This window comes from Bacillus sp. MHSD_36, assembly GCF_030757775.1.
Lineage (GTDB): Bacteria > Bacillota > Bacilli > Bacillales > Bacillaceae_G > Bacillus_A.
On record NZ_JAVBIS010000003.1, the window covers coordinates 747434 to 767068 of the forward strand.

Here is a 19635-nt window from a genome sequence, read left to right on the forward strand (position 1 = left end):
TAACCTTACAAAAATGTAAGGTGATTGAAAGGAAATTCAATATGAAGATTGCTAGACATACATTATACTAGGGAAAGAGAAAGAGAGGCGAATGAAAATGAGCTCTGAATTAGAACAAAATACGAGAAGCAGTAAAAAACGTTCTAAAAGAAAGTCAATAAAATGGTTCATTTTAATTCCATTTTTCCTACTTATTTTTGGAGGAGTAGGATATGGATCATTAATATATAATAAAGCAAAAGCTGTTGTAAGTGATGCGTATGCACAAATTGATAAATCATCAAAACGAGATAAAGAAGTTGAGCCTTTAAAGGATAACATTTCTATTTTAATTATGGGTGTAGACGGCAGCGAAATGCGTAAAAGCCAATATGGTGAAGCTGTTCGTACAGATGCACTCTTATTAGCAACAATTAATAAAGATGATAAATCAGTTAAATTAGTAAGTATTCCACGTGATTCACGTGTATACATTCCATCTAGAAAGAAATTAGATAAAATTACACATGCACACGTATTTGGTGGTGTTGAAAGTACACGAGATACGGTGGAAAGATTTTTAAATGTTCCTGTTGATTATTATGTGAAGTTTAACTTTGAATCATTCGTACAAATCGTCGATTCACTTGGTGGTATTGATATTGATGTACCAGTTACTTTCACTGAACAAGATAGTAAAGACCAAGCAGGTATGATTCATTTAGAGAAAGGCTACCAACATTTAAATGGAGAACAAGCACTTGCGCTTGCAAGAACGCGTAAAATTGACAGTGATGCAATGCGTGGTCAAAGACAGCAACTTGTAATAGAAGCAATTGCTAAAAAAGCGATGTCTGTTCAATCTATTAGCAAAATGGGCTCTTTACTTGATGCGGTTGATAAAAATATGAAAACGAACTTAACTTTTGATGATATGCTTGCTATTACAAAAAATATGGCAGGATCTAATTTGGAAATGGAAAAAATGCAAGTAGAAGGTACGGATAAACGTATCGGAGGTATTTATTATTACATTCCAAATGAAAAAAATGTTAAAGATATTTCGAAAAAATTAAATGAGCATTTAGGTGTATCACCAAAGCCAGTTCGAAATGAAGGATAAAAAAAGATTGGCCTTGGCCAATCTTTTTTTATCGAGATGGATTTGTAACTTTCCTGTAACGATTTTTTATCCCATTTTAATGGGCAGTAAGACCCCCACCTCAAAATTCAACGAAAGCAAAGAATTTAGGCGGGGGTCGGGCTGCCCCTAAAAGTCCGATTGGTGAGGGCTGATTAAAGTTTCATTTTATTTTAGAAAACTTATACTTAAATCATTTCAATTTGTATAAACAAAAGGTGCAATTATACGATATACTAGAGGAGACGATTTGGCAATTAACTCCTAATGCTGAAGAGAAGCAAATGCAATTCATCAAAACTATAAAACGAATTGAATTGATGGGAGATCAAAATAGGCTAAAGCAAATTTTCTTGAATATTGTTTAAAATGCCATTAAATATTCACATGAAAATGGTAAAGTATATATTGAAGCGACTAAAAAAGAAGGACAAGCAGTAATAAAAGTGAAAGACAAAGGGATTGGAATTGCTACAGAGCATTTACCATATATAGAACAGTTGTTTTACCAGATTAATAACCAAGCTACAGGTGCCAGTCTTAACTATCGTTAAAAAATGGTAATGCTTCATGGAGGTACAATTCGTATTATAAGTAAAGAAGGAATAGGAACCATCATTTTGATAAAACTCCCGTTATAATACATATGAAGTCTGTTTATGTAGAGCAATGAAATAAATAGATATATAATTATATTGGGTGATTTATATATAAGATTAATAGGGAGAGGAATTCGATAGAATGGAAAAAGCTTTAAAAATTAAACGAGTAGTGGTCGTTTTAATAGCGATTGCAGCAGTAGCTATTGGGTATTTCATGTTTCAATCCATTACTTCACCAGCAAAGGCTGTTGCAAAACAAGAAAACGTAGTACAGCTTGCAAGTGAACAACCGAAAGTAGAAATGAATAAAACGGCACCAAGTCGTTTTAATGGGAAAGAAAGAAAAGTTGCTTATCTTACATTTGATGATGGTCCAGGGAAATATACAGCTGAATTGTTAAATATGTTAAAACAGCATGATGCGAAGGCAACGTTCTTTTTAATTGGAGCGAATGTAAAAGAATTTCCGGATTTAGTAAAACGTGAAAATGCAGAGGGTCATTATGTAGGGATGCATAGTATGACACATAATTTTGCAAAGTTATATAAAAATGGCGAGTATGTAAATGAGATGAAAGAGGATCAAAGTTTAATCGCAAATATTATTGGAAAATCACCTAAATTAACACGTCCGCCATACGGTTCGATGCCTGGTTTAAATGAAGGTCTTCGAAATAAAGTGGTAGAGGGCGGTTTTAAAGTGTGGGATTGGACAATTGATTCATTAGACTGGAAATATAACAAAATGCAAGTTGATGCAGCTGCGGCACAAATTGCTCAAAATGTAATAACAAATGCAACAAAACCACAAGAAGTCATTTTAATGCATGACATTCACCCACAATCAGTTGCTGCTGTACCAGCAATTTTAAAAGGGTTAAAAGAAAAGGGTTATGAGTTTGAAGCTTATCATGAAGAGAGTCACTTCTCAGTGAATTTCTGGCATGATAACCGTATGTAATGGAGGAATGAACGTTGAAGTATGGAAAAGTAGCAGTAGTTGGAGCACTATCAGTAGGACTATTAACAGGTTGTTTCGGTGAAAAACCAGAAGAAAATCTATATACAGCTTTTGAAACAGCGGCGACACAAGAAAAGTCATTAGTTGATGAAGCGAAGAAATTAGAGAAGTTAGAGAAGGAAGGTCAAGAACTATATTCTCAAATTTTACAAGAAGGTAAAGATCATAATGACGCTGTTATAAAGAAAATAGAGCAAGCTACTGCAAATGTAGATGAACGTGAAAAAGTATTGAAAAATGAGAAAGAAATGCTAGAAAAAGCGCAGAAAGAAACGAAATCCATTCAAGGAAATATAGAGAAGCTTGAAGATAAGAAGTTACAAAAACAAGCGAAAGCAGTAGAAGAGTCGTATAAAAACCGCTATGATGCATTCCAAAAGATGAATGAAAATTATATGAAGGCGTTAGCGACTGAAAAAGAACTGTATGAAAAGTTAAAAGTAAAAGAAACGAAATTAAAAGAGATTGGTGAAAAAGTTAAAGTTGTTAATGAATTAACTGTGGAAGCACAAAAATCAAAAGAGCAATTTAACAATTTTACAAAAGAGTATAATGACAGTAAATTAGCATTCTACAAAGATGCAGAGATTAAGATTAAAGATCAGAAATAAAGAAGAATCTTAATCGTAATAAAAGCCGGGGAAACATCATCACAAATGTTTTTTCGGTTTTTTATGTTAAATGAATAGAAAAGACTGGAATTGATATCATAAAAGAGTTATAGTGAATTATTCTAAGGGAAACATTGTCAAGTAAGGAGAATGGAAATATGTCATATGAATTTTTACTCAAATTAGGTTTAGCACTCTTTTTAGGATTATTCATCGGGATAGATAGGCAGCTAAAGAATAAACCGCTTGGCGTGAAAACAAGTATGGTTATTTCTGTAGCAAGTTGTTTAATTACGATGGTTTCAATTGAATCCGTACATGTATATTCTGTTCCAGGGCATACAAATATGGATCCAATGCGTTTAGCTGCTCAAATTGTGAGCGGGATTGGTTTTCTTGGAGCAGGTGTTATATTACGAAGAAGTAATGATGTTATTTCTGGATTAACGACAGCTTCTATGGTATGGGCTGCTTCAGCTTTAGGTATAGCAATTGGAGCGGGCTTTTATTTACAAGCGACTGTTGCTATGATTTTAATCATTTTAGCGATTAACGTACTTCCGCAACTTGTGAAAATTGCAGGTCCGTATTCATTAAGACAAAAGGATTTATCTATAAAAATTACTGTAAAAGAGCATCATGAGTTAGACGGTATATTTAAGCAAATTAAAAATTTAGGTATGCATGTGAAACGTGTGAAAATTAAAGATATAGATAGTGGAGCATTTCAGCAACTGGAGATGGTTATTTTAGCTCCAGAAGACTTGTATACGACGGAGTTATATAGTTCCCTAAAAGAGATTGATCGAGTAGTTTCAGTTGAAGTGGAAAGTAGATAATAGTGATAAAAAAGAGTGAAGTGAAAATTCACTCTTTTTTAATTTGGATTTTTAAGGAAAGAAATTGATATAATGGTGAATAACAAGGGGGAGAAATGATGGAAATACATATTAGAAGAGCGATAAAAGATGATATACCAGGTATAGCAAAAGTACATGCTGATAGCTGGAAAACAACGTATAAAGGGATATTTCCAGACGAAATTTTAAAAAATATAACATATGAGCAACGGGAAAAACAATGGGAAAATATTTTTCAACGAGAAGATAAATACCAATATAGATTTGTAGCAGAAACGTTAAATGGAGAAATAGTTGGATTCATCGATGGAGGAGCAGAAAGAACTGGTACATATAATTGTGATGGAGAATTATATGCGATTTACCTTTTACAAGAGTATCAAGGAATGAAAATAGGACAAAAGTTATTTCAAGCTTTACTATCGGAATGTATAAACAATGATATGCAATCACTTTTAGTATGGGTTGTCACGAATAATCCTTCTAAAAAGTTTTATGAAAAATTTAATCCAGAAAAAATTGATACAAAATTTTTAGAGCGAGTACAAGTAGAAGAGACAGCGTATTGTTGGAGGGATATAAATAATATTATTATGTAAACTATAGATTTGAAAGAGTTATACCAATTAAGGTATAACTCTTTTGTTTCACTCGAACGGTTTGGACATAATGCGAAAGGTATATTAAAAGAAAAAATGAAAGTATTAGCAAATAGAAATTTAGAAGTAGTAACTTCTTAATATAAAATGATGTAAGAGTCTCTCATTGTAGAGACTCTTTTTTTGTGTAAAAAATAACCAAAAATTACCATGTATTTAAATTAAAATTTAACACAATTTATATATAAATAAGGAGGTGATTGGTAATGGCTAGAAATCGTAATTCTAATCAATTAGCATCACATGGAGCACAAGCGGCTTTAGATCAAATGAAATATGAAATTGCACAAGAGTTTGGTGTACAACTTGGCGCTGATACTTCTTCACGTGCAAACGGTTCTGTAGGCGGTGAAATTACAAAACGCCTTGTAGCGATGGCAGAACAACAACTTGGTGGCGGATATACTCGCTAATTGTAGAAGGTTATAGGAGAAAGGAAGGATTCTTCCTTTCTTTTTTTTTCAATTAATTGGTATGGATATATTGCGAACAGGATTCAAAGAATAGGAATAGTACTATATTTTCCCCAATTTCTTTTGTTGTGAATGGGAAGTAGTAAAGATGTAATAGCCCTGGTGGAATGAAAAATCACGTTCCAGCAGGGCTATTATATGGTAAGAAATATATGATGAAAGGTTCCGAAGTCAACATGTTAAAAAAAGAAAACTGTTGTTTAATTGCGCTTGCATCAGTTCCACTTGTTATGACGTTAGGGAATTCAATGCTTATTCCAATACTGCCGACTATTGAAAAGAAATTACATATTTCATCATTTCAAGTATCCATGATTATTACAATTTATTCTATTGTAGCCATTTTACTTATACCGATTGCTGGTTATTTATCAGATAGATGGGGACGAAAGATGGTAATGGTTCCGAGTTTGCTGATTGCGGCTATAGGAGGAGCAATAACTGGTTGGGTATCTTGGAAAGTTGATAATCCCTACACTTGGATATTGATCGGTAGAGCGATTCAAGGTATTGGTGCTGCTGGTGCGATGCCAGTTGTTATACCGTGTGTTGGTGATTTATACAAAGATGAAAAACAAGTTAGCACAGGTTTAGGAATCATCGAAACATCCAATACGTTTGGAAAAGTGCTGAGCCCTATTTTAGGATCTGCTCTTGCTGCCATTGTATGGTTCTTACCATTTTGGGCGATTCCAATTTTATGCGTAATATCAATTGTTTTATTACTCGTTCTAGTAAAGGCAAAGAAAGAAGAAGGAGAAGTACCGCCACTTAAAGAGTTTATCAAATCTATTGTCGCTACGTTTCGAGAAAAGGGAAGATGGTTGATTGCCATTTTTGCATTAGGTGCAATTATTATGCTTATTTTATTCGGAATTCTCTTTTATCTGTCGACTATACTGGAATCAAAGTATGACATTCATGGTATATGGAAAGGGTGTGTACTTGCGATTCCGTTACTTGTACTGTCACTTAGTTCATATATGGCTGGTAAAAAAATTGGAGATAATCAAAATGTGATGAAGAAGTGTATTTATATTGGTTTTTTAATGGCTGCTGCATCAGTTATCATTCCTTTATTTATAAAAGGGATTTATTTACTACTTCTTTGTCTCGTTATTATGGGGGTAGGAATTGGTATGGCACTCCCGTGTTTAGATGCTCTCATTACACAAGGGATTGAAAAGGAGCAAAGGGGGACGGTTACGTCATTTTATAGTTCTATGCGATTTATCGGTGTAGCAGCTGGACCACCTCTATACTCTTTTTTCATGAAAGGTACTGACCATGAAGTGTTTTATGTAACAAGTATTTTCGCTGCTATCGGTGCTGTTATAGCGATCATTTGGATTAAACCAGCAAAAGATGCAAAGAACGTAAAACAAAAACCGGAACCTACTTCATAATTTGAAAGAGAATTGCATGATGTTTTCAGTAACATGCAATTCTCTTTCGTTCACTAAGAATAAATAACTTGTTTTAACATATAAAGTGCGACACCCCATATGATGAGGCCAGAAAATTTATTTAATAATACGATTGTCTTTCCGGTTGAGTCTAGTCTTTTTAGAAATTTCCCCGCTAAAGCTAAGCTTACAAACCAAATCCATGAAACGATAATAGTCGCCAGTGTGAAAGCCCATTTTTCGCTTCCGATGTATTGAATAGAATTTGTTCCAATTACACCGATTGTATCTAAAATTGCATGTGGATTTAATAAAGAAACTGATGCGGCAAAAAGAATTTGCTTTTTTAAGGGCATACTTTTTTCTTGTTTTACATCGTTGGAAGGGTTACTTCTCCAAATAATAAAGCCCATGTATAGGAGAAAGAAAAATCCAATTATATATAACGAGTTAGTTAGCCAAGAAAAAGTAAGGAGTACAAGGGAAACACCTTGCACCGCAATTAATATAAGTAACGTATCACATATAGAGGCAGTTAATACGACAGGGGCTGCCCTCCAAATGTTTGGTTGGCTCGCACCTTGGTTAAAGACGAAAACATTTTGAACACCTAATGGAATGATAAGACCAAATGCAAGAATGATACCATGAATAATTGCTTCACTCATCATATTACCTCCTATTTTAATTCATTATGATAGTGTATATTGTATAGAAGAAATGAAAATTTGTATCCATCCATATGGTTGGGGAGGTTACCAACCAAAAAGAATATAAGGTGATATGATGGAAAGATCTTTTTGGAAACCGAATATGTCTCTAGCGACACCTCTGTATAAACAAATAGAAGCGTATATAAAAGAAAGAATCGTTAATGGAGAATGGACTGTTGGAACGAAATTACCCTCACAAAGAGATTTGGCACATACATTTGGTGTGAATCGGAGTACAATTGTAATGGCTTTCGATGAGCTAGTGGCAAAGGGATACATTGAAGGGAATGGCAGGAAAGGAACAATTGTTGTAAAGAATAATGAGAATACTTCAATTTACGCACCCCCGCCTAATTGGCAGTCTTATGTAGAAACAGGACTTCATTATCCGAATCTGCCTGCTATTCAAGAAATAAATCAAGCTGAATTTTATCCACACGTAATTCGTTTAGGAACAGGTGAACTTGCGCCAAGTCTTTTACCTGAAAAAAAGATGAAAAATATTATGAATAAGCTTTTAAAATCGAACATGATACTTAGTTATGAAGAACCGAAAGGAAATTTCTATTTAAGGAAGAAAATTGCGGACTATTTAAAAGGACATGGTGTATATGTAACTGCTGATTCTATATTAATTGTTTCAGGAGCAATTCAAGCGTTGCAACTTATTTCTATGGGGCTTCTACCAAAAGGGGCATCTATTTTATTAGAAAAACCATCTTATTTATATTCTCTTAATGTTTTTCAATCAGCAGGAATGCGATTAATTGGTATACCAATGGATGAGAATGGTTTACATGCATCATATATTACGAAATATAAGAAGCAATTTAATGCATCTATTTTATATACAATCCCGTCTTTTCATAATCCGACGAACTTTAGTATGAATGAGAAGAAACGAACAGAAGTGATGGAAATATGTAATGCAATTGGATTGCCTATTATAGAGGACGCAGTATATCAAGACTTATGGTTTGATGAGCCTGTTTCAAAGCCTTTAAAAGCATATGATAAAAACGGAATTGTACTACATATTGGGAGTATGTCTAAAGTCATTAGTCCAGGTTTAAGAATTGGATGGATTGTTGGATCTGAGCCAGTCATTCAAAGATTGGCAGACATAAAAATGCAAACAGATTATGGATCGAGTTCTATATCTCAGCAAATTGCAGCGGAATGGTTTACAAATGGATTGTATGATGAACATTTACAGTTTGTAAGAACTAAGTTGAAAAAACGCAGAGATTTTATGTTGCAAATGTTAGAGAAATATTGTCATGATATAGCAACTTGGTATGAACCGGCAGGCGGTTTTTATATTTGGTTACATATGAATATACCCGTTTCAAATCGTAGCGTATTTGACAAAGCTTTGAAAGAAAAGATTTTATTAAATCCAGGTACTTTGTATGATAGAAGTGCAAAGCAATATTTGCGTCTATCCTATTCATACGCAACGTTAGAAGAAATTGAAATAGGTATTAAAAAACTTGCACAACTAATGAAAAAGTAAGAGGAGAAAGTAATGAAACAATATGTCATTTGTCAAATTATTAATGGAGAAAAATATTTAGCTGCTTATGCGGAGACGAAGCAGGAAGCAATTGAAAAAGCAGAATTGTTAGGATTACGAACGGGAAATCGATACACCGTTATTACTGCAGAGGAAGCAGAAGGGTTAACGTATCCTTAAACATCATATAATAATGATGCAGAAAGTAAATAAGCCTAGTAATATATTATTACTAGGCTTATTTTTTTGAAAGCGTTACGTGTTCTTGTATGAAAAGTAATAATATTATGAGTCAAGTTGACGGAAATAACGATTTGATTTTCGATCCTGATTTCCGTTTCTATAGTCATTAATATATTGTCTGAAGTTCCACGATTGTAAAAACTTATTTGCGGCATTATAACCAGAATTGTATAGCCACTCTTTTTCTTCCTTTGTTAAGTCGAAGTTTGTACTAGTAATGGCCTCTGTTGGAATTGTAATTGTTCTTGCTTTTGATTCCTTGTCTAAATGACGTAAATCATGGGCTTGCATCATTGTTTTAAAAAGTCCTTTGAACATAGAGATAGGCTCGTTGTAGTGGGCTGGGTCAGCTTGAATCTCATCTTTTACGAAATGAAACCCAAAAGTGGGCCAGCGGGGAGAGGTAGGAGAGTCGAAAATCCAAATTGGATAATTGCTTAAAATTCCTCCATCAACCATATAACAAGGTTGCTTCCATTTAGGGGTTCTCCATTTTACGGGCTCAAAAAAGAAGGGGATGGTACTACTCATTCTTACAGCTTTAGCAATAGAGAAGCGATAATTTAAAAATCCGTAGTTTGGTAAGTCATCGGGAAAGATAACCATTTTACCATTACTTATATCAGAAGCAATAATTTTAAGCTTATTTAAATCAGGTAAATCTGTAAATAAGTGAACTCCTTTTTTTCGCAGTAATTCTTCAATCCATTCTTCTATAAAAATATTAGAGTAAATACCAAGAGTAGTCCATGCGCTTAATCCTTTTCCGATAAATGGGATTCTGTCAATAAAGGTTTTCTTCGTAAATTTATTATAATCAATGTCAGTTATAATTGTTTTTAACTCTGAGCAAGAATAGCCTGCTGCTAGGAGCGCGGCGATAATGGAACCAGCTGATGTTCCAGCTACACGCTCCCATTCATAGCCCTTTTCAGCTAACGCGCAAATTGCCCCTACATGCGCAATTCCGCGTACACCGCCTCCTTCAAAAACACCATCAATCTTCATCCATCATACTTCCTTTCACATAAAACATTTAAAAACTATTGTAAAAAAGCACGTATTGTACGTGCTTTTTTACAATAGTTTTTAAATTTACTAGCAGCCTACAAAGCCGCCCCAACAGCTAGCTCCGATGATGATTAGAAGGATAAATAAAACGATTAATAAAGCGAAACCTCCATAACCACATCCACCGCAACTACCGCCGTAACCGCCACAACTACCACCGTAACCGTAACCGCCGCAACTATATCCGTAACCCATGTGGAATTCCTCCTTATATTAAAGATAAAAATGAACGAGGGGAAAATGTACTGGAAGAAATAATGAACTATCGTGTTTGTAGGAACAATGTATACTATGCTTTTTTAAACTTGTTCGCGTATGAAGGAAGAGCCCGTTTTTTTGGAGGCTTGTTGTTTTTATAAAGAATGGAGTATAATTTTTTGTGCGATGATACAAATAAGTATGTAAATATAAGGAGAATGTATGAATAAACAAATTGAAGTATTAATTGATAAATATGGGCTCACACATTTAAAAGAGGAACTTATGAATACTGTATTTCCTTGTATAAAAGTTGTGCCAAAGCAGGCAGAAACAGTAGCGATAGGTAGTTCGAAAATGGGAGGGATTCCTGACTTACCAGCTACATTTGAATACCCAACGCATAAAGGAAATCCGTTACAGTTTATCGCTCAATTTAATTTAAATGATTTACAAAATGTTAGTATAGATCACGATCTCCCTAGGACAGGGATGTTATATTTCTTTAGCGTTGAAAATTACTTTGAAGAAGATGTGAATCCGACCGAAGCGGGACGTGTGCTTTATTATGATGTTCCTGTTGAGCAATTACGGAGAGCAGATGAATTGCAAACGAATTATAACGAGTGTGCAACTACTTTTGAATTGACATATAAATTGCCAGAGCTCTTCATTGAAGATGAGGCTGATTCAGATCGATTCTTACAATTGCTTGAAGAGTTAATTCCAGATAACTACGATAACCATCAAATATTTGGTGAGCCATTTTCTGTACAAGATGAGGTATTGTACGAAACTGGACAGTATATGGAAATAGACCCGCAGCAAATGACGCTTTTATTCCAAATTGATTCAGATACTAAAAATTGTAATATGATGTGGGGAGATTTAGGGATGCTTTATTTCTGCATTGGAAATGAAGACTTGAAAAATCGACGTTTTGAAAATGCATGTTGTATATTACAAACTTGTTAAGGGAGAAGGTTGTTCTTATAAAAAGAACAGCCTTTTTACAATGTTAAATATGCATAATCTCATATGACCTATACGAAAAAGTATTGTATACTCTGAAACTATACGATACTTTTTCGTATAGTTATAGAATGTAAGGAGTGACATGATGGGAAAGACAAGTAAGTATGTGACAGCTGCCGCACTTTGTTCAACGATAGTAATGGGAGGCTTACAGGCTTCATCTGTATCTTATGCAGCTACGAATTCAACTGTAGCGACATCACAATCAGATGCAAAGTTGTTAAATGATTTTAGGAAAGAATTAAAAAAACAGGTTGATAATCGAGAAGAAAATATTACAATCACATATAAAACAAAAGATAGAAATGCTAGAAATGTGATGGACCAATTGTACGGCGAGTTTAATAAAGTTGTAGATGCAGATGAGTATGTAAAATATAATGTAGCGTCTACTAGATATTCTATTAAAGGGTTACCAGGAAACTATACGTTTACACTGCAAGTTAAGTACCGTGAATCAAAAGAGCAAACACAATATGTAAAATCTCAGGCGAAAGCGATTATAGGCTCGATTGTAAAACCAGGAATGGATGAGCATGAGAAAGTAAAAGCTATTCATGATTACGTTGTAAAACATGTATCGTATGATACATCTTATGGAGCATATACAGCATATGAAGCGTTAGCGAATCGTTCTGCCGTTTGCCAAGGATATACGTTATTAACATATGAATTACTAAAAGAAGCGGGTATCCAAAACCATATTGTAACAGGTACAGGAAATGGACAAGCCCACGCATGGAATTTAGTAAACATTGAAAACAAATGGTACCACCTTGATACGACATTCGATGATCCAGTACCAGATAAAGCTGGACGTGTAACATATTCATATTTTAATATGTCTGACGAGCAGTTAAGTAAAGATCACGATTGGGATCGTAGCAAATATCCAGCGGCAACTACAAGTTATTTCGGTGAATTAACAAATAAAATAAAAGCTGGTAGCTCAAAAACTGTCGTATATGAGCAGATGTTAAAAGAAACAAATTTACAATACTTATCTGCAGAATACGGAGCAGAAAATTATAATGAATTTAAGAAAAAGTTACAGCAACAGTTTGCAGCTAAACCAGAAAAAGTAGAAGTGCGATATAAACAGTCCATGGATGGGACGATGCAAGATATAAAGAAAGTATTAAATGAAATAAATTGGCCAAAAGGTGCAAAGCGTGTGTCTTATCAAGTAGCGCCTTATAGTGCATTGGCGGGTTATTCATTAGCTACAATTACGTTTACGTATTAAGCAATGGGAAAAAGCATCTGTAAAAGATGCTTTTTTTATTTATCGATTACTTTTTAATGTTAAGAATTATGTGATAAAATAAAAGGATAAGGATGTGAATGCGGAATGAACTTGTTCGAAAGCAATATATTTACATTGATATATACTTGTTTAGTAATTGGACTTATCGTTTTGTTTTTCATATCATTTACTTTGTTTATTAGAAGAGTATTACAAAGCAGTGCTGCAAAGAAACACCACGTGATTAATATGAACCAGAAGCTAGATCGAATGATTGAATTGCTTGAAAAAGATAAGAAATAGCGATAGAAGAAGTATGAAATGGGGAAAGAGAATGGCCAATTATATAAAAGAATTACGTGAAAAAGTAGGGCATGATTATGTTTTCTTAAACTTTGCTGGTGGTTGTGTATTTAATAAAGAAGGAGAAGTATTACTGCAAAAAAGAGGAGACTTTAACGCTTGGGGCTTTCCAGGTGGCGCAATGGAGATAGGAGAATCGGCTGCAGAAACTGCAATTCGAGAAATAAAAGAAGAAACCGGGTATGATGTAGAAATAAATGAGCTTATTGGAGTGTATACAAAATATTTTCAATCATATCCAAATGGAGACAAGGCACAGTCAATTACGATGTTTTTTTCATTCTCAATAGTTGGAGGCGACAAAAAAGTAGATGGTGATGAAACGTTGGATTTGAAGTTTTTCCCGTTAAACGACATGCCACCGTTATTTTGTAAACAGCATGAAGATTGCCTGCAAGATTTATTGGAGAAAAGAGTAGGGGTATATCGTTAACATATAAAAAAGAAGCTAAATGAGATTAGCTTCTTTTTTGTGTTTTACTTACTTCCACCAATCATCAAACATAGATGCTGGAACTTGTCTTTTATGTTCGCTCACTGCGTAACGTTTTTCAATTTTTTCTGCAACGTCAGCTGGAACTGCTTTACCTTCTAAATAGTCATCAAGTTGATCGTACGTAATACCTAATTCTGTTTCATCAGCTTGACCTGGTTTTTCATCTAATAAATCAGCTGTTGGCATTTTTAAGTAAAGTCGCTCATCCGCACCTAATTCTTGTAATAAGGCACGTCCTTGACGTTTTGTTAATCCCGTTAATGGTAAAAGGTCTGCACCACCATCTCCGAATTTTGTAAAGAATCCTGTAACAGCTTCTGCAGCGTGATCTGTTCCGATAACAAGTAGCCCTTTTTGTCCACCGATTGCGTACTGCGTAACCATACGGATACGTGCTTTCACGTTACCTTTATTGAAATCTGTTAATGATTCACCTAATAAGTTTTCGTATTGATTTGAGAAAGTATCAACTGTTGACGCGATATCAAATGCAACAGATTGATCAGCTTGAATGAATTGTAATGCTAATTGTGCATCGTCTTCGTCCTTTTGCACTTTATAAGGAAGTCGCACAGCGATAAACGTTGCGTTACCACCTTCATTACGAATTTCCTCCACTGCAAGTTGAGCTAAACGTCCAGCTAATGTAGAGTCTTGCCCGCCACTAATGCCAAGTACAAATCCTTTCGCACCTGTTTTTTTTACATAATCTTTTAAGAAATCAACACGTCTACGGATTTCTGCTTTCGGATCAATTACAGGCTGAACGTGTAATGCTTTCATAATCTGTTCTTGTAATGTCATTATGTTTCCTCCTTTTCATATTAAAGCGGTAAATAAGTTTATATGTATATTGGTACATACTTCTATCCTTTATTATTTCGCAAAACTAACGAATATACAATAGGATGCGCGTATGAATGTAGTCATTATAATGAAACTGTTTCATTTAAGCAATTTTTTTGAAACCTTTCAATAATGTAAGGTTTTTGTCATTTGAATCGATGGAAGGTATTTGCGTACTTTACTAATATAAGAATATAGTTAGTAGAAGGGCGGAGAAGGAATATGAACATTAGAGAACTCGCATACCGGAATGTAACGCGAAATAGACGAACATACTCAGCATATTTTTTAAGTAGCGCATTTGCCATTATGGCCTTTTTTGTTTATTCATTTTTTGCGTTTCATCCGGCATTAAGTGCTGGGAAATTGGGACGATACGTATTCGTAAGTATGTCTTTTGCACAGTCCATTATTTACTTATTTACATTTTTCTTTATTTTATATTCGATGGGAATGTTTTTAAAAACGAGAAAGCGTGAATTAGGAATTTTAATGATGCTAGGTATGACGAAATATCAATTAAAGCGTCTTATTTTCTTTGAAAATATTATGATTGGAATAGGTTCTATTATTTTTGGGATACTTGCTGGAATGCTATTTTCCGGAGTATTACTATTTGTAGCTCCGATGATATTAAAATTAGATATTTCTTTAGCTTATTACATACCAATGAAAGCCATTGTTGTAACGAGTATTATGTTTTTCGTATTATTTATGATTATTTCATTGTTTAGTGCAGGAATGATTCGAAAAAATAAAATCATGAAATTGTTTAGAGGATCAGCAGAAGCGAAGCCGGAACCGAAAGCATCCATTATTTCTTCTATATTAGCGGTTATATTGCTTAGTGCGGGATATGCAGGAGCACTTATGTCGCACGGGGCAATGGTATTTGTCATGATGATTCCTGTTACAACGGTAGTCACTATTGGTACGTATTTGCTGTACAAGCAGTTGAGTGTCTTTATTATTAGACTGTGTAAAAAAAGTAAACGTTTCTATTGGACACAGACAAATATTATCACTTTGTCAGATTTAGCTTACCGTATGAGAGATAACGCAAGAATGTTCTTTATTGTAACCATCATTTCAACTGTAGCATTTTCAGCAATAGGTACATTAGTTGGCTTTACATCAATGACAAAGGCGATTATGGAGAGACCAATTGCGTTTCACTATCATTCTAAGCAAGGAAATAGTAATGAATCACAGCATTTGAAGATGATTGACGAAGGGTTAAAGAAACATAGTATAGCAGCTTCAAAAACTAATATTTCAACGAAGAAAACGGAGGAGCAGTCGTTAAGAAGCGCCACGTTTATAAAGGAATCAGACTATAAGGAATATGCGAAGTTAACAGGAGAACCCTTTCATGCGGTATCAAAAAAAGAAGTTTTATTTTTGACAGTTGATATACCAGGACCACCGATGAAAGAAAGAAAAGAAATTACGTTACCGCATTTGAATGAACGATTAAAAGTGAAAAAAGTTAATACTTCTTCATTAAGTAAAATAATAAGAGGTAACATTTATGTAATCTCTAACAATCAGTATGATGCATTACAAGATGGATTTAAAGAGGAAAATGATTATGTGTACAAAACAGAAGGAAAGAAAGATGAAATTGAGGTTGGTAAAGAACTAACGCATCAGATGAAGCCTTATGAAGAACATGCAACGTTTAGTGCAGAAGAGTATGAACAAAACCAAAGTTTACAAATCGCAGGTCCGATTCTATTTGTAGGTTTCTTTATTGGTATAGTATTTTTCGTATGTGCAGGAAGCTTCCTTTACTTCCGTTTGTTTTCTGATTTAGAGGATGATACTCGTTTATTTGAAATGATTCGAAAAGTAGGTTTAACGCGCGGAGAATTATCGAAAGTAGTTACAATTCGATTAGCACTATTATTCTTCGTTCCAATAGGTGTTGCAACATTACATGGAGCAATAGCGTTAACTGCTTTGGGACAGATGTTTGAGTACTCACTATTTAAAGAAAATGCGATTGTATTAAGTATTTTCGTAGGAATTCAATTTGGTTACTTTTTACTGATAAGATCCCGTTATTTAAAACAATTGAAAGAGAGATTACGTATTCGTTAACTGTGTTTTTTTAACTTGAGTACAAAATTTTCTAAAAAGAGACAAGTATTACCAAAAAGTGATAAAATGGAAAGAGCGAGGTGGAAAAAATAATAGAAAGTAAGGGGGAAGTAATATGAAAGCAACAGGAGTTATTCGAAAAGTAGACGAATTAGGACGAATTGTTATTCCTAAAGAATTACGCGATGTATTGGGGATACAAATCAAATCACCACTTGAAATTTTCGTAGAAGAAGACAAAGTCATTTTACAAAAATATCAACCTTACAATGCTTGTCAAATAACAGGTGATGTTTCAAATCAAAACATATCATTAGCAAATGGAAACATTACTGTTAGTATAGATGGAGCGAAACATCTCATAAAAGAAATAGAGAAGTTTTTAAATAAGAGTGAGGCTTAGTCTTAATTTAAATTATTTTTAAAATTTCATATCATTCTTTAAAAACTATAAAAGGACCATTAAATTGGTCCTTTTATTTATCTCGTAATTTTTTGTGTCTAAAAATTACGAGATAAATAAAAGAGTAGTATAAAATTAGAAAGCTGTATTGAGAAATATTTTTAAGGGAGGAATACGAAACGAACAAGACGAATTTTACATGTAAGCATTTTCAAAAGTGGTCTGAAATGAAAATAATTTATTTTCAGGAGGGATTACGATGAATAGTAGTACAGCGAATAAACAAAAAGGTATACAATTGATTCCTTTTACAGTCGAAAAGGTGGTTGAACAAGTAAATGAAATTCCACCAGGTGTACAACTCATTCATGCTCCGCAAGTATGGGAGAAGAGTGCGAAAGGAAAAGATATTATCGTTGCCGTATTAGATACAGGGTGTGATATGAATCATATAGATTTAAAGGATCGCATTATTGGCGGAAGAAATTTCACGAAAGATTATGAAGGAGATCCAAATATTTATCTTGATAATAACGGACACGGTACTCATGTAGCGGGGACAATTGCAGCGACTGAAAATGGTGTCGGTGTTTTAGGAGTCGCACCTCTTGCTAAAATGTTAGTGTTAAAGGTTTTAGCGGGAGATGGGTCTGGAAGTTATGAGCAAATTATTGAGGCGATTCATTATGCTGTAAATTGGAGAGGGCCTAATAAAGAAAGAGTTAGAGTTATATCAATGTCACTTGGTGGCCCGCAGGACGTTCCGGAATTACATGAAGCAATTCAAAACGCGGTAAAGCAAGATGTTCTCGTCGTATGTGCTGCTGGGAATAATGGAGATTGTGATGATAACACGGAGGAACTAGATTTCCCAGGTGCATACTCAGAAGTAATTGAAGTCGGCGCTGTCAATTTAGAACGGAAAATCGCATGTTTTAGTAATTCAAATCAAGAAATTGACTTAGTGGCGCCAGGCGATGAAATATTATCTACGTATCCTGAAGGGAAATATGCGGTATTAAGTGGTACTTCTATGGCGACACCGCATGTGGCTGGAGCGCTCGCATTGCTTATTAAGCAGTGTGAGAGAGAATATGGTAGAAAATTATCAGAGCCAGAAATATATGCACAACTTATTAAAAGAACTGTACCTTTAGGCTATGAACGTACATCTGAAGGGAATGGATTATTAGATTTATTAAAAGAATAGAAAATACAAAAAACATCTCATAATTTTATGAGATGTTTTTTAGTATGGTTCTGTCGCATGTAATACGACGTCTAATAAACCGGGGAATCTAGCATGTAAGTCATCTTCACGAATTGAAATGAAACGCTGTGTTCCTTCAAGACGTGTATACATAACACCTGATTCACGTAAAACCTTGAAATGGTGAGATAAAGTTGATTTCGCAATGGGAATGTTTAACGCACCACAAGATTGTTCATGTTTCTCTAGTAGCATAGTTACAATTTGTAAACGAATTTGATCGCTAAGTGCATATAGAACAGAAGAGAATTGAATTTCTTCTCGGTTTGGATGATAGAGAGTACGCATTTTTTCACCTGCTTGTATAAGTTAATATATTTGCACTATAACATATAAAGTGGTATATTTCTATTGTTCGAATATATTCGAACAATAGAAATATAGGGGGAGAAAAAATGAAGTATACAAAATTGCAAAAGGCAGGACTACATATTTCAAAATTGGGGTTAGGAACAAACGCTGTAGGGGGACATAATTTATATGCTGATGTGAATGAGGAAGAAGGAAAACGATTAATAGAAGAAGCTATGGGGCAAGGGATTACATTTTTTGATTCAGCAGATTCATACGGTTTCGGTAGATCAGAGGAATTGGTGGGAGAAGTATTGAAAGGAAAACGTCATGAAGTTGTACTTGCTACCAAAGGTGGAATACAACCGTTATTAAATGGAGAGGTTTATATGAATAATGAACCAAGCTATTTAAGAAATGCTGTAGAAAATAGCTTAAGAAGATTACAAACTGATTATATTGATTTATATTATTTACATTTTACAAACCCAGAAACAAGTTACATAGATTCAATTGGAGAACTTACTCGCCTAAAAGAAGAAGGGAAAATTCGTTCAATTGGAATATCTAACGTAAACGTAGAGCAATTAAAAGAAGCGAATCAGCACGGACACATAGATGTTGTACAATCACCGTATAATATGTTAGATCGTGCTGCTGGGGAAGAACTTTTACCGTATTGTATAGAATCAGGTATTTCATTTATACCGTACGGGCCTCTTGCCTTTGGGATACTAGGTGGAAAATATACAGAAGATTTTAAATTAAACGAAGGCGATTGGCGTCAAAGTGTAAGTTTATTTGAAGAAAATACATATAAGAGTAACTTTCAAAAAGTTGAGAAGTTAAAAGGCTTAGCTAAAGAAGAGAGTGTCGAACTATCGCATTTAGCTTTAGCGTGGCTATTAAACAAAAAAGGAATTGATACTGTTATTCCTGGTGGGAAACGAGCGTGGCAAATAAGAGAAAGTGTAAGAGCGGTGGAAGTTTCATTGAATGAAAAGATTATGAAAGAGATTGCATCTATTTTAGAAGATTAGTTGAGAAGAGGGGTACTTCCCTCTTTTTATCCCGCATTAACGGGCAGTA

General features: G+C 34.3%; 22 protein-coding genes and 2 pseudogenes. 19 read left to right on the forward strand and 5 right to left on the reverse strand.

What is annotated here, in order from left to right; all coding sequences use genetic code 11:
- Positions 1 to 97 precede the first annotated feature (97 nt).
- The 9 genes and pseudogenes from Q9B79_RS17030 to bcbE all read left to right on the forward strand — a co-directional run bounded on the left by Q9B79_RS17030 (position 98) and on the right by bcbE (position 6752).
- Positions 98 to 1102: an LCP family protein gene (locus Q9B79_RS17030; RefSeq protein ID WP_306186102.1), complete on the forward strand. Its 1005-nt coding sequence runs from the start codon at positions 98 to 100 to the stop codon at positions 1100 to 1102.
- A gap of 200 nt (positions 1103 to 1302) precedes the next feature.
- Positions 1303 to 1761 (forward strand): annotated as a pseudogene (locus Q9B79_RS17035) (sensor histidine kinase); the annotation flags it as partial.
- Positions 1762 to 1861: 100 nt separating this feature from the next.
- A complete protein-coding gene (locus Q9B79_RS17040) occupies positions 1862 to 2683 on the forward strand; it encodes a peptidoglycan-N-acetylglucosamine deacetylase (protein ID WP_306186105.1) in 822 nt (273 codons plus the stop codon).
- Positions 2684 to 2697: 14 nt separating this feature from the next.
- Entirely contained in the window at positions 2698 to 3354 is a 657-nt protein-coding gene (locus Q9B79_RS17045) for a YkyA family protein (RefSeq protein WP_306186107.1), read from the forward strand.
- Between the two features lie 158 nt (positions 3355 to 3512).
- The gene (locus Q9B79_RS17050) at positions 3513 to 4193 is read left to right on the forward strand and encodes an MgtC/SapB family protein (protein ID WP_000119508.1); all 681 of its coding nucleotides are present in this window, start codon (positions 3513 to 3515) and stop codon (positions 4191 to 4193) included.
- 95 nt (positions 4194 to 4288) lie between these two features.
- The gene (locus Q9B79_RS17055) at positions 4289 to 4813 is read left to right on the forward strand and encodes a GNAT family N-acetyltransferase (protein ID WP_306186109.1); all 525 of its coding nucleotides are present in this window, start codon (positions 4289 to 4291) and stop codon (positions 4811 to 4813) included.
- Positions 4814 to 4855: 42 nt separating this feature from the next.
- Positions 4856 to 4954 (forward strand): annotated as a pseudogene (locus tag Q9B79_RS17060) (sugar phosphate isomerase/epimerase family protein); the annotation flags it as partial.
- Between the two features lie 125 nt (positions 4955 to 5079).
- Positions 5080 to 5286, forward strand: coding sequence for an alpha/beta-type small acid-soluble spore protein (locus tag Q9B79_RS17065; protein ID WP_000113545.1), 207 nt, complete (start codon positions 5080 to 5082; stop codon positions 5284 to 5286).
- 236 nt (positions 5287 to 5522) lie between these two features.
- The gene (bcbE, locus tag Q9B79_RS17070) at positions 5523 to 6752 is read left to right on the forward strand and encodes a bacillibactin exporter BcbE (RefSeq protein ID WP_306186197.1); all 1230 of its coding nucleotides are present in this window, start codon (positions 5523 to 5525) and stop codon (positions 6750 to 6752) included.
- 53 nt (positions 6753 to 6805) lie between these two features.
- Here the strand turns inward: bcbE and Q9B79_RS17075 are convergent, their stop codons facing one another.
- On the reverse strand, positions 6806 to 7420 hold the full coding sequence (locus Q9B79_RS17075) for a LysE/ArgO family amino acid transporter (RefSeq protein ID WP_306186113.1): 615 nt from the start codon (positions 7418 to 7420) through the stop codon (positions 6806 to 6808).
- A gap of 115 nt (positions 7421 to 7535) precedes the next feature.
- On the opposite strand from Q9B79_RS17075, the gene Q9B79_RS17080 reads away from it, so the two are divergent.
- Together Q9B79_RS17080 and Q9B79_RS17085 are read left to right on the forward strand one after the other, a co-directional pair.
- Positions 7536 to 8981 (forward strand): aminotransferase-like domain-containing protein, encoded by a 1446-nt coding sequence (locus Q9B79_RS17080; RefSeq protein ID WP_306186115.1) that lies wholly within the window; start codon positions 7536 to 7538, stop codon positions 8979 to 8981.
- A gap of 12 nt (positions 8982 to 8993) precedes the next feature.
- Positions 8994 to 9161, forward strand: a complete 168-nt coding sequence (locus Q9B79_RS17085; protein WP_000816383.1) for a DUF3933 family protein — start codon at positions 8994 to 8996, stop codon at positions 9159 to 9161.
- Between the two features lie 105 nt (positions 9162 to 9266).
- Here Q9B79_RS17085 and Q9B79_RS17090 read toward each other — a convergent pair whose 3' ends face one another.
- Complete coding sequence (locus tag Q9B79_RS17090) at positions 9267 to 10232, reverse strand: patatin-like phospholipase family protein (protein WP_306186116.1); 966 nt, start codon at positions 10230 to 10232, stop codon at positions 9267 to 9269.
- A gap of 90 nt (positions 10233 to 10322) precedes the next feature.
- Positions 10323 to 10490, reverse strand: coding sequence for a YjcZ family sporulation protein (locus tag Q9B79_RS17095; protein ID WP_140969419.1), 168 nt, complete (start codon positions 10488 to 10490; stop codon positions 10323 to 10325).
- 225 nt (positions 10491 to 10715) lie between these two features.
- On the opposite strand from Q9B79_RS17095, the gene Q9B79_RS17100 reads away from it, so the two are divergent.
- From Q9B79_RS17100 to Q9B79_RS17115, 4 genes are all read left to right on the forward strand, one after another.
- Complete coding sequence (locus tag Q9B79_RS17100; protein WP_306186119.1) at positions 10716 to 11468, forward strand: YwqG family protein; 753 nt, start codon at positions 10716 to 10718, stop codon at positions 11466 to 11468.
- A 145-nt stretch (positions 11469 to 11613) separates the two neighbouring features.
- Positions 11614 to 12774, forward strand: a complete 1161-nt coding sequence (locus tag Q9B79_RS17105; RefSeq protein ID WP_306186120.1) for a transglutaminase domain-containing protein — start codon at positions 11614 to 11616, stop codon at positions 12772 to 12774.
- Positions 12775 to 12879: 105 nt separating this feature from the next.
- Positions 12880 to 13077, forward strand: a complete 198-nt coding sequence (locus Q9B79_RS17110) for a DUF4083 domain-containing protein (RefSeq protein ID WP_263703884.1) — start codon at positions 12880 to 12882, stop codon at positions 13075 to 13077.
- A 31-nt stretch (positions 13078 to 13108) separates the two neighbouring features.
- Positions 13109 to 13570 carry an NUDIX hydrolase gene (locus Q9B79_RS17115; RefSeq protein ID WP_306186125.1) on the forward strand — a complete coding sequence of 154 codons (462 nt, stop codon included), beginning with the start codon at positions 13109 to 13111 and terminating at the stop codon, positions 13568 to 13570.
- A gap of 48 nt (positions 13571 to 13618) precedes the next feature.
- Here the strand turns inward: Q9B79_RS17115 and nadE are convergent, their stop codons facing one another.
- Positions 13619 to 14437: an ammonia-dependent NAD(+) synthetase gene (gene nadE / locus Q9B79_RS17120; protein WP_306186128.1), complete on the reverse strand. Its 819-nt coding sequence runs from the start codon at positions 14435 to 14437 to the stop codon at positions 13619 to 13621.
- Positions 14438 to 14701: 264 nt separating this feature from the next.
- Between nadE and Q9B79_RS17125 the strand changes: the two genes are divergently transcribed.
- The 3 genes from Q9B79_RS17125 to Q9B79_RS17135 all read left to right on the forward strand — a co-directional run bounded on the left by Q9B79_RS17125 (position 14702) and on the right by Q9B79_RS17135 (position 18195).
- On the forward strand, positions 14702 to 16582 hold the full coding sequence (locus Q9B79_RS17125; RefSeq protein ID WP_306186130.1) for an ABC transporter permease: 1881 nt from the start codon (positions 14702 to 14704) through the stop codon (positions 16580 to 16582).
- Between the two features lie 115 nt (positions 16583 to 16697).
- The gene (locus tag Q9B79_RS17130; protein ID WP_000648329.1) at positions 16698 to 16985 is read left to right on the forward strand and encodes an AbrB/MazE/SpoVT family DNA-binding domain-containing protein; all 288 of its coding nucleotides are present in this window, start codon (positions 16698 to 16700) and stop codon (positions 16983 to 16985) included.
- Positions 16986 to 17244: 259 nt separating this feature from the next.
- Positions 17245 to 18195: a serine protease gene (locus Q9B79_RS17135; protein ID WP_306186133.1), complete on the forward strand. Its 951-nt coding sequence runs from the start codon at positions 17245 to 17247 to the stop codon at positions 18193 to 18195.
- 39 nt (positions 18196 to 18234) lie between these two features.
- Here Q9B79_RS17135 and Q9B79_RS17140 read toward each other — a convergent pair whose 3' ends face one another.
- The gene (locus Q9B79_RS17140; protein WP_001259913.1) at positions 18235 to 18543 is read right to left on the reverse strand and encodes an ArsR/SmtB family transcription factor; all 309 of its coding nucleotides are present in this window, start codon (positions 18541 to 18543) and stop codon (positions 18235 to 18237) included.
- 107 nt (positions 18544 to 18650) lie between these two features.
- Between Q9B79_RS17140 and Q9B79_RS17145 the strand changes: the two genes are divergently transcribed.
- Entirely contained in the window at positions 18651 to 19586 is a 936-nt protein-coding gene (locus Q9B79_RS17145; protein WP_306186135.1) for an aldo/keto reductase, read from the forward strand.
- Positions 19587 to 19635: the final 49 nt, after the last annotated feature.

What these genes read in the sequence shown, in the direction of transcription:
- Q9B79_RS17030 (WP_306186102.1), top strand. Translation starts at nt 98, where the DNA reads ATGAGCTCTGAATTAGAACAAAATACGAGAAGCAGTAAAAAACGTTCT.
- Q9B79_RS17040 (WP_306186105.1), top strand. Translation starts at nt 1,862, where the DNA reads ATGGAAAAAGCTTTAAAAATTAAACGAGTAGTGGTCGTTTTAATAGCG.
- Q9B79_RS17050 (WP_000119508.1), top strand. Translation starts at nt 3,513, where the DNA reads ATGTCATATGAATTTTTACTCAAATTAGGTTTAGCACTCTTTTTAGGA.
- Q9B79_RS17055 (WP_306186109.1), top strand. Translation starts at nt 4,289, where the DNA reads ATGATGGAAATACATATTAGAAGAGCGATAAAAGATGATATACCAGGT.
- Q9B79_RS17065 (WP_000113545.1), top strand. Translation starts at nt 5,080, where the DNA reads ATGGCTAGAAATCGTAATTCTAATCAATTAGCATCACATGGAGCACAA.
- bcbE (WP_306186197.1), top strand. Translation starts at nt 5,523, where the DNA reads ATGTTAAAAAAAGAAAACTGTTGTTTAATTGCGCTTGCATCAGTTCCA.
- Q9B79_RS17075 (WP_306186113.1), bottom strand. Translation starts at nt 7,420, where the DNA reads ATGAGTGAAGCAATTATTCATGGTATCATTCTTGCATTTGGTCTTATC.
- Q9B79_RS17080 (WP_306186115.1), top strand. Translation starts at nt 7,536, where the DNA reads ATGATGGAAAGATCTTTTTGGAAACCGAATATGTCTCTAGCGACACCT.
- Q9B79_RS17085 (WP_000816383.1), top strand. Translation starts at nt 8,994, where the DNA reads ATGAAACAATATGTCATTTGTCAAATTATTAATGGAGAAAAATATTTA.
- Q9B79_RS17090 (WP_306186116.1), bottom strand. Translation starts at nt 10,232, where the DNA reads ATGAAGATTGATGGTGTTTTTGAAGGAGGCGGTGTACGCGGAATTGCG.
- Q9B79_RS17095 (WP_140969419.1), bottom strand. Translation starts at nt 10,490, where the DNA reads ATGGGTTACGGATATAGTTGCGGCGGTTACGGTTACGGTGGTAGTTGT.
- Q9B79_RS17100 (WP_306186119.1), top strand. Translation starts at nt 10,716, where the DNA reads ATGAATAAACAAATTGAAGTATTAATTGATAAATATGGGCTCACACAT.
- Q9B79_RS17105 (WP_306186120.1), top strand. Translation starts at nt 11,614, where the DNA reads ATGGGAAAGACAAGTAAGTATGTGACAGCTGCCGCACTTTGTTCAACG.
- Q9B79_RS17110 (WP_263703884.1), top strand. Translation starts at nt 12,880, where the DNA reads ATGAACTTGTTCGAAAGCAATATATTTACATTGATATATACTTGTTTA.
- Q9B79_RS17115 (WP_306186125.1), top strand. Translation starts at nt 13,109, where the DNA reads ATGGCCAATTATATAAAAGAATTACGTGAAAAAGTAGGGCATGATTAT.
- nadE (WP_306186128.1), bottom strand. Translation starts at nt 14,437, where the DNA reads ATGACATTACAAGAACAGATTATGAAAGCATTACACGTTCAGCCTGTA.
- Q9B79_RS17125 (WP_306186130.1), top strand. Translation starts at nt 14,702, where the DNA reads ATGAACATTAGAGAACTCGCATACCGGAATGTAACGCGAAATAGACGA.
- Q9B79_RS17130 (WP_000648329.1), top strand. Translation starts at nt 16,698, where the DNA reads ATGAAAGCAACAGGAGTTATTCGAAAAGTAGACGAATTAGGACGAATT.
- Q9B79_RS17135 (WP_306186133.1), top strand. Translation starts at nt 17,245, where the DNA reads ATGAATAGTAGTACAGCGAATAAACAAAAAGGTATACAATTGATTCCT.
- Q9B79_RS17140 (WP_001259913.1), bottom strand. Translation starts at nt 18,543, where the DNA reads ATGCGTACTCTCTATCATCCAAACCGAGAAGAAATTCAATTCTCTTCT.
- Q9B79_RS17145 (WP_306186135.1), top strand. Translation starts at nt 18,651, where the DNA reads ATGAAGTATACAAAATTGCAAAAGGCAGGACTACATATTTCAAAATTG.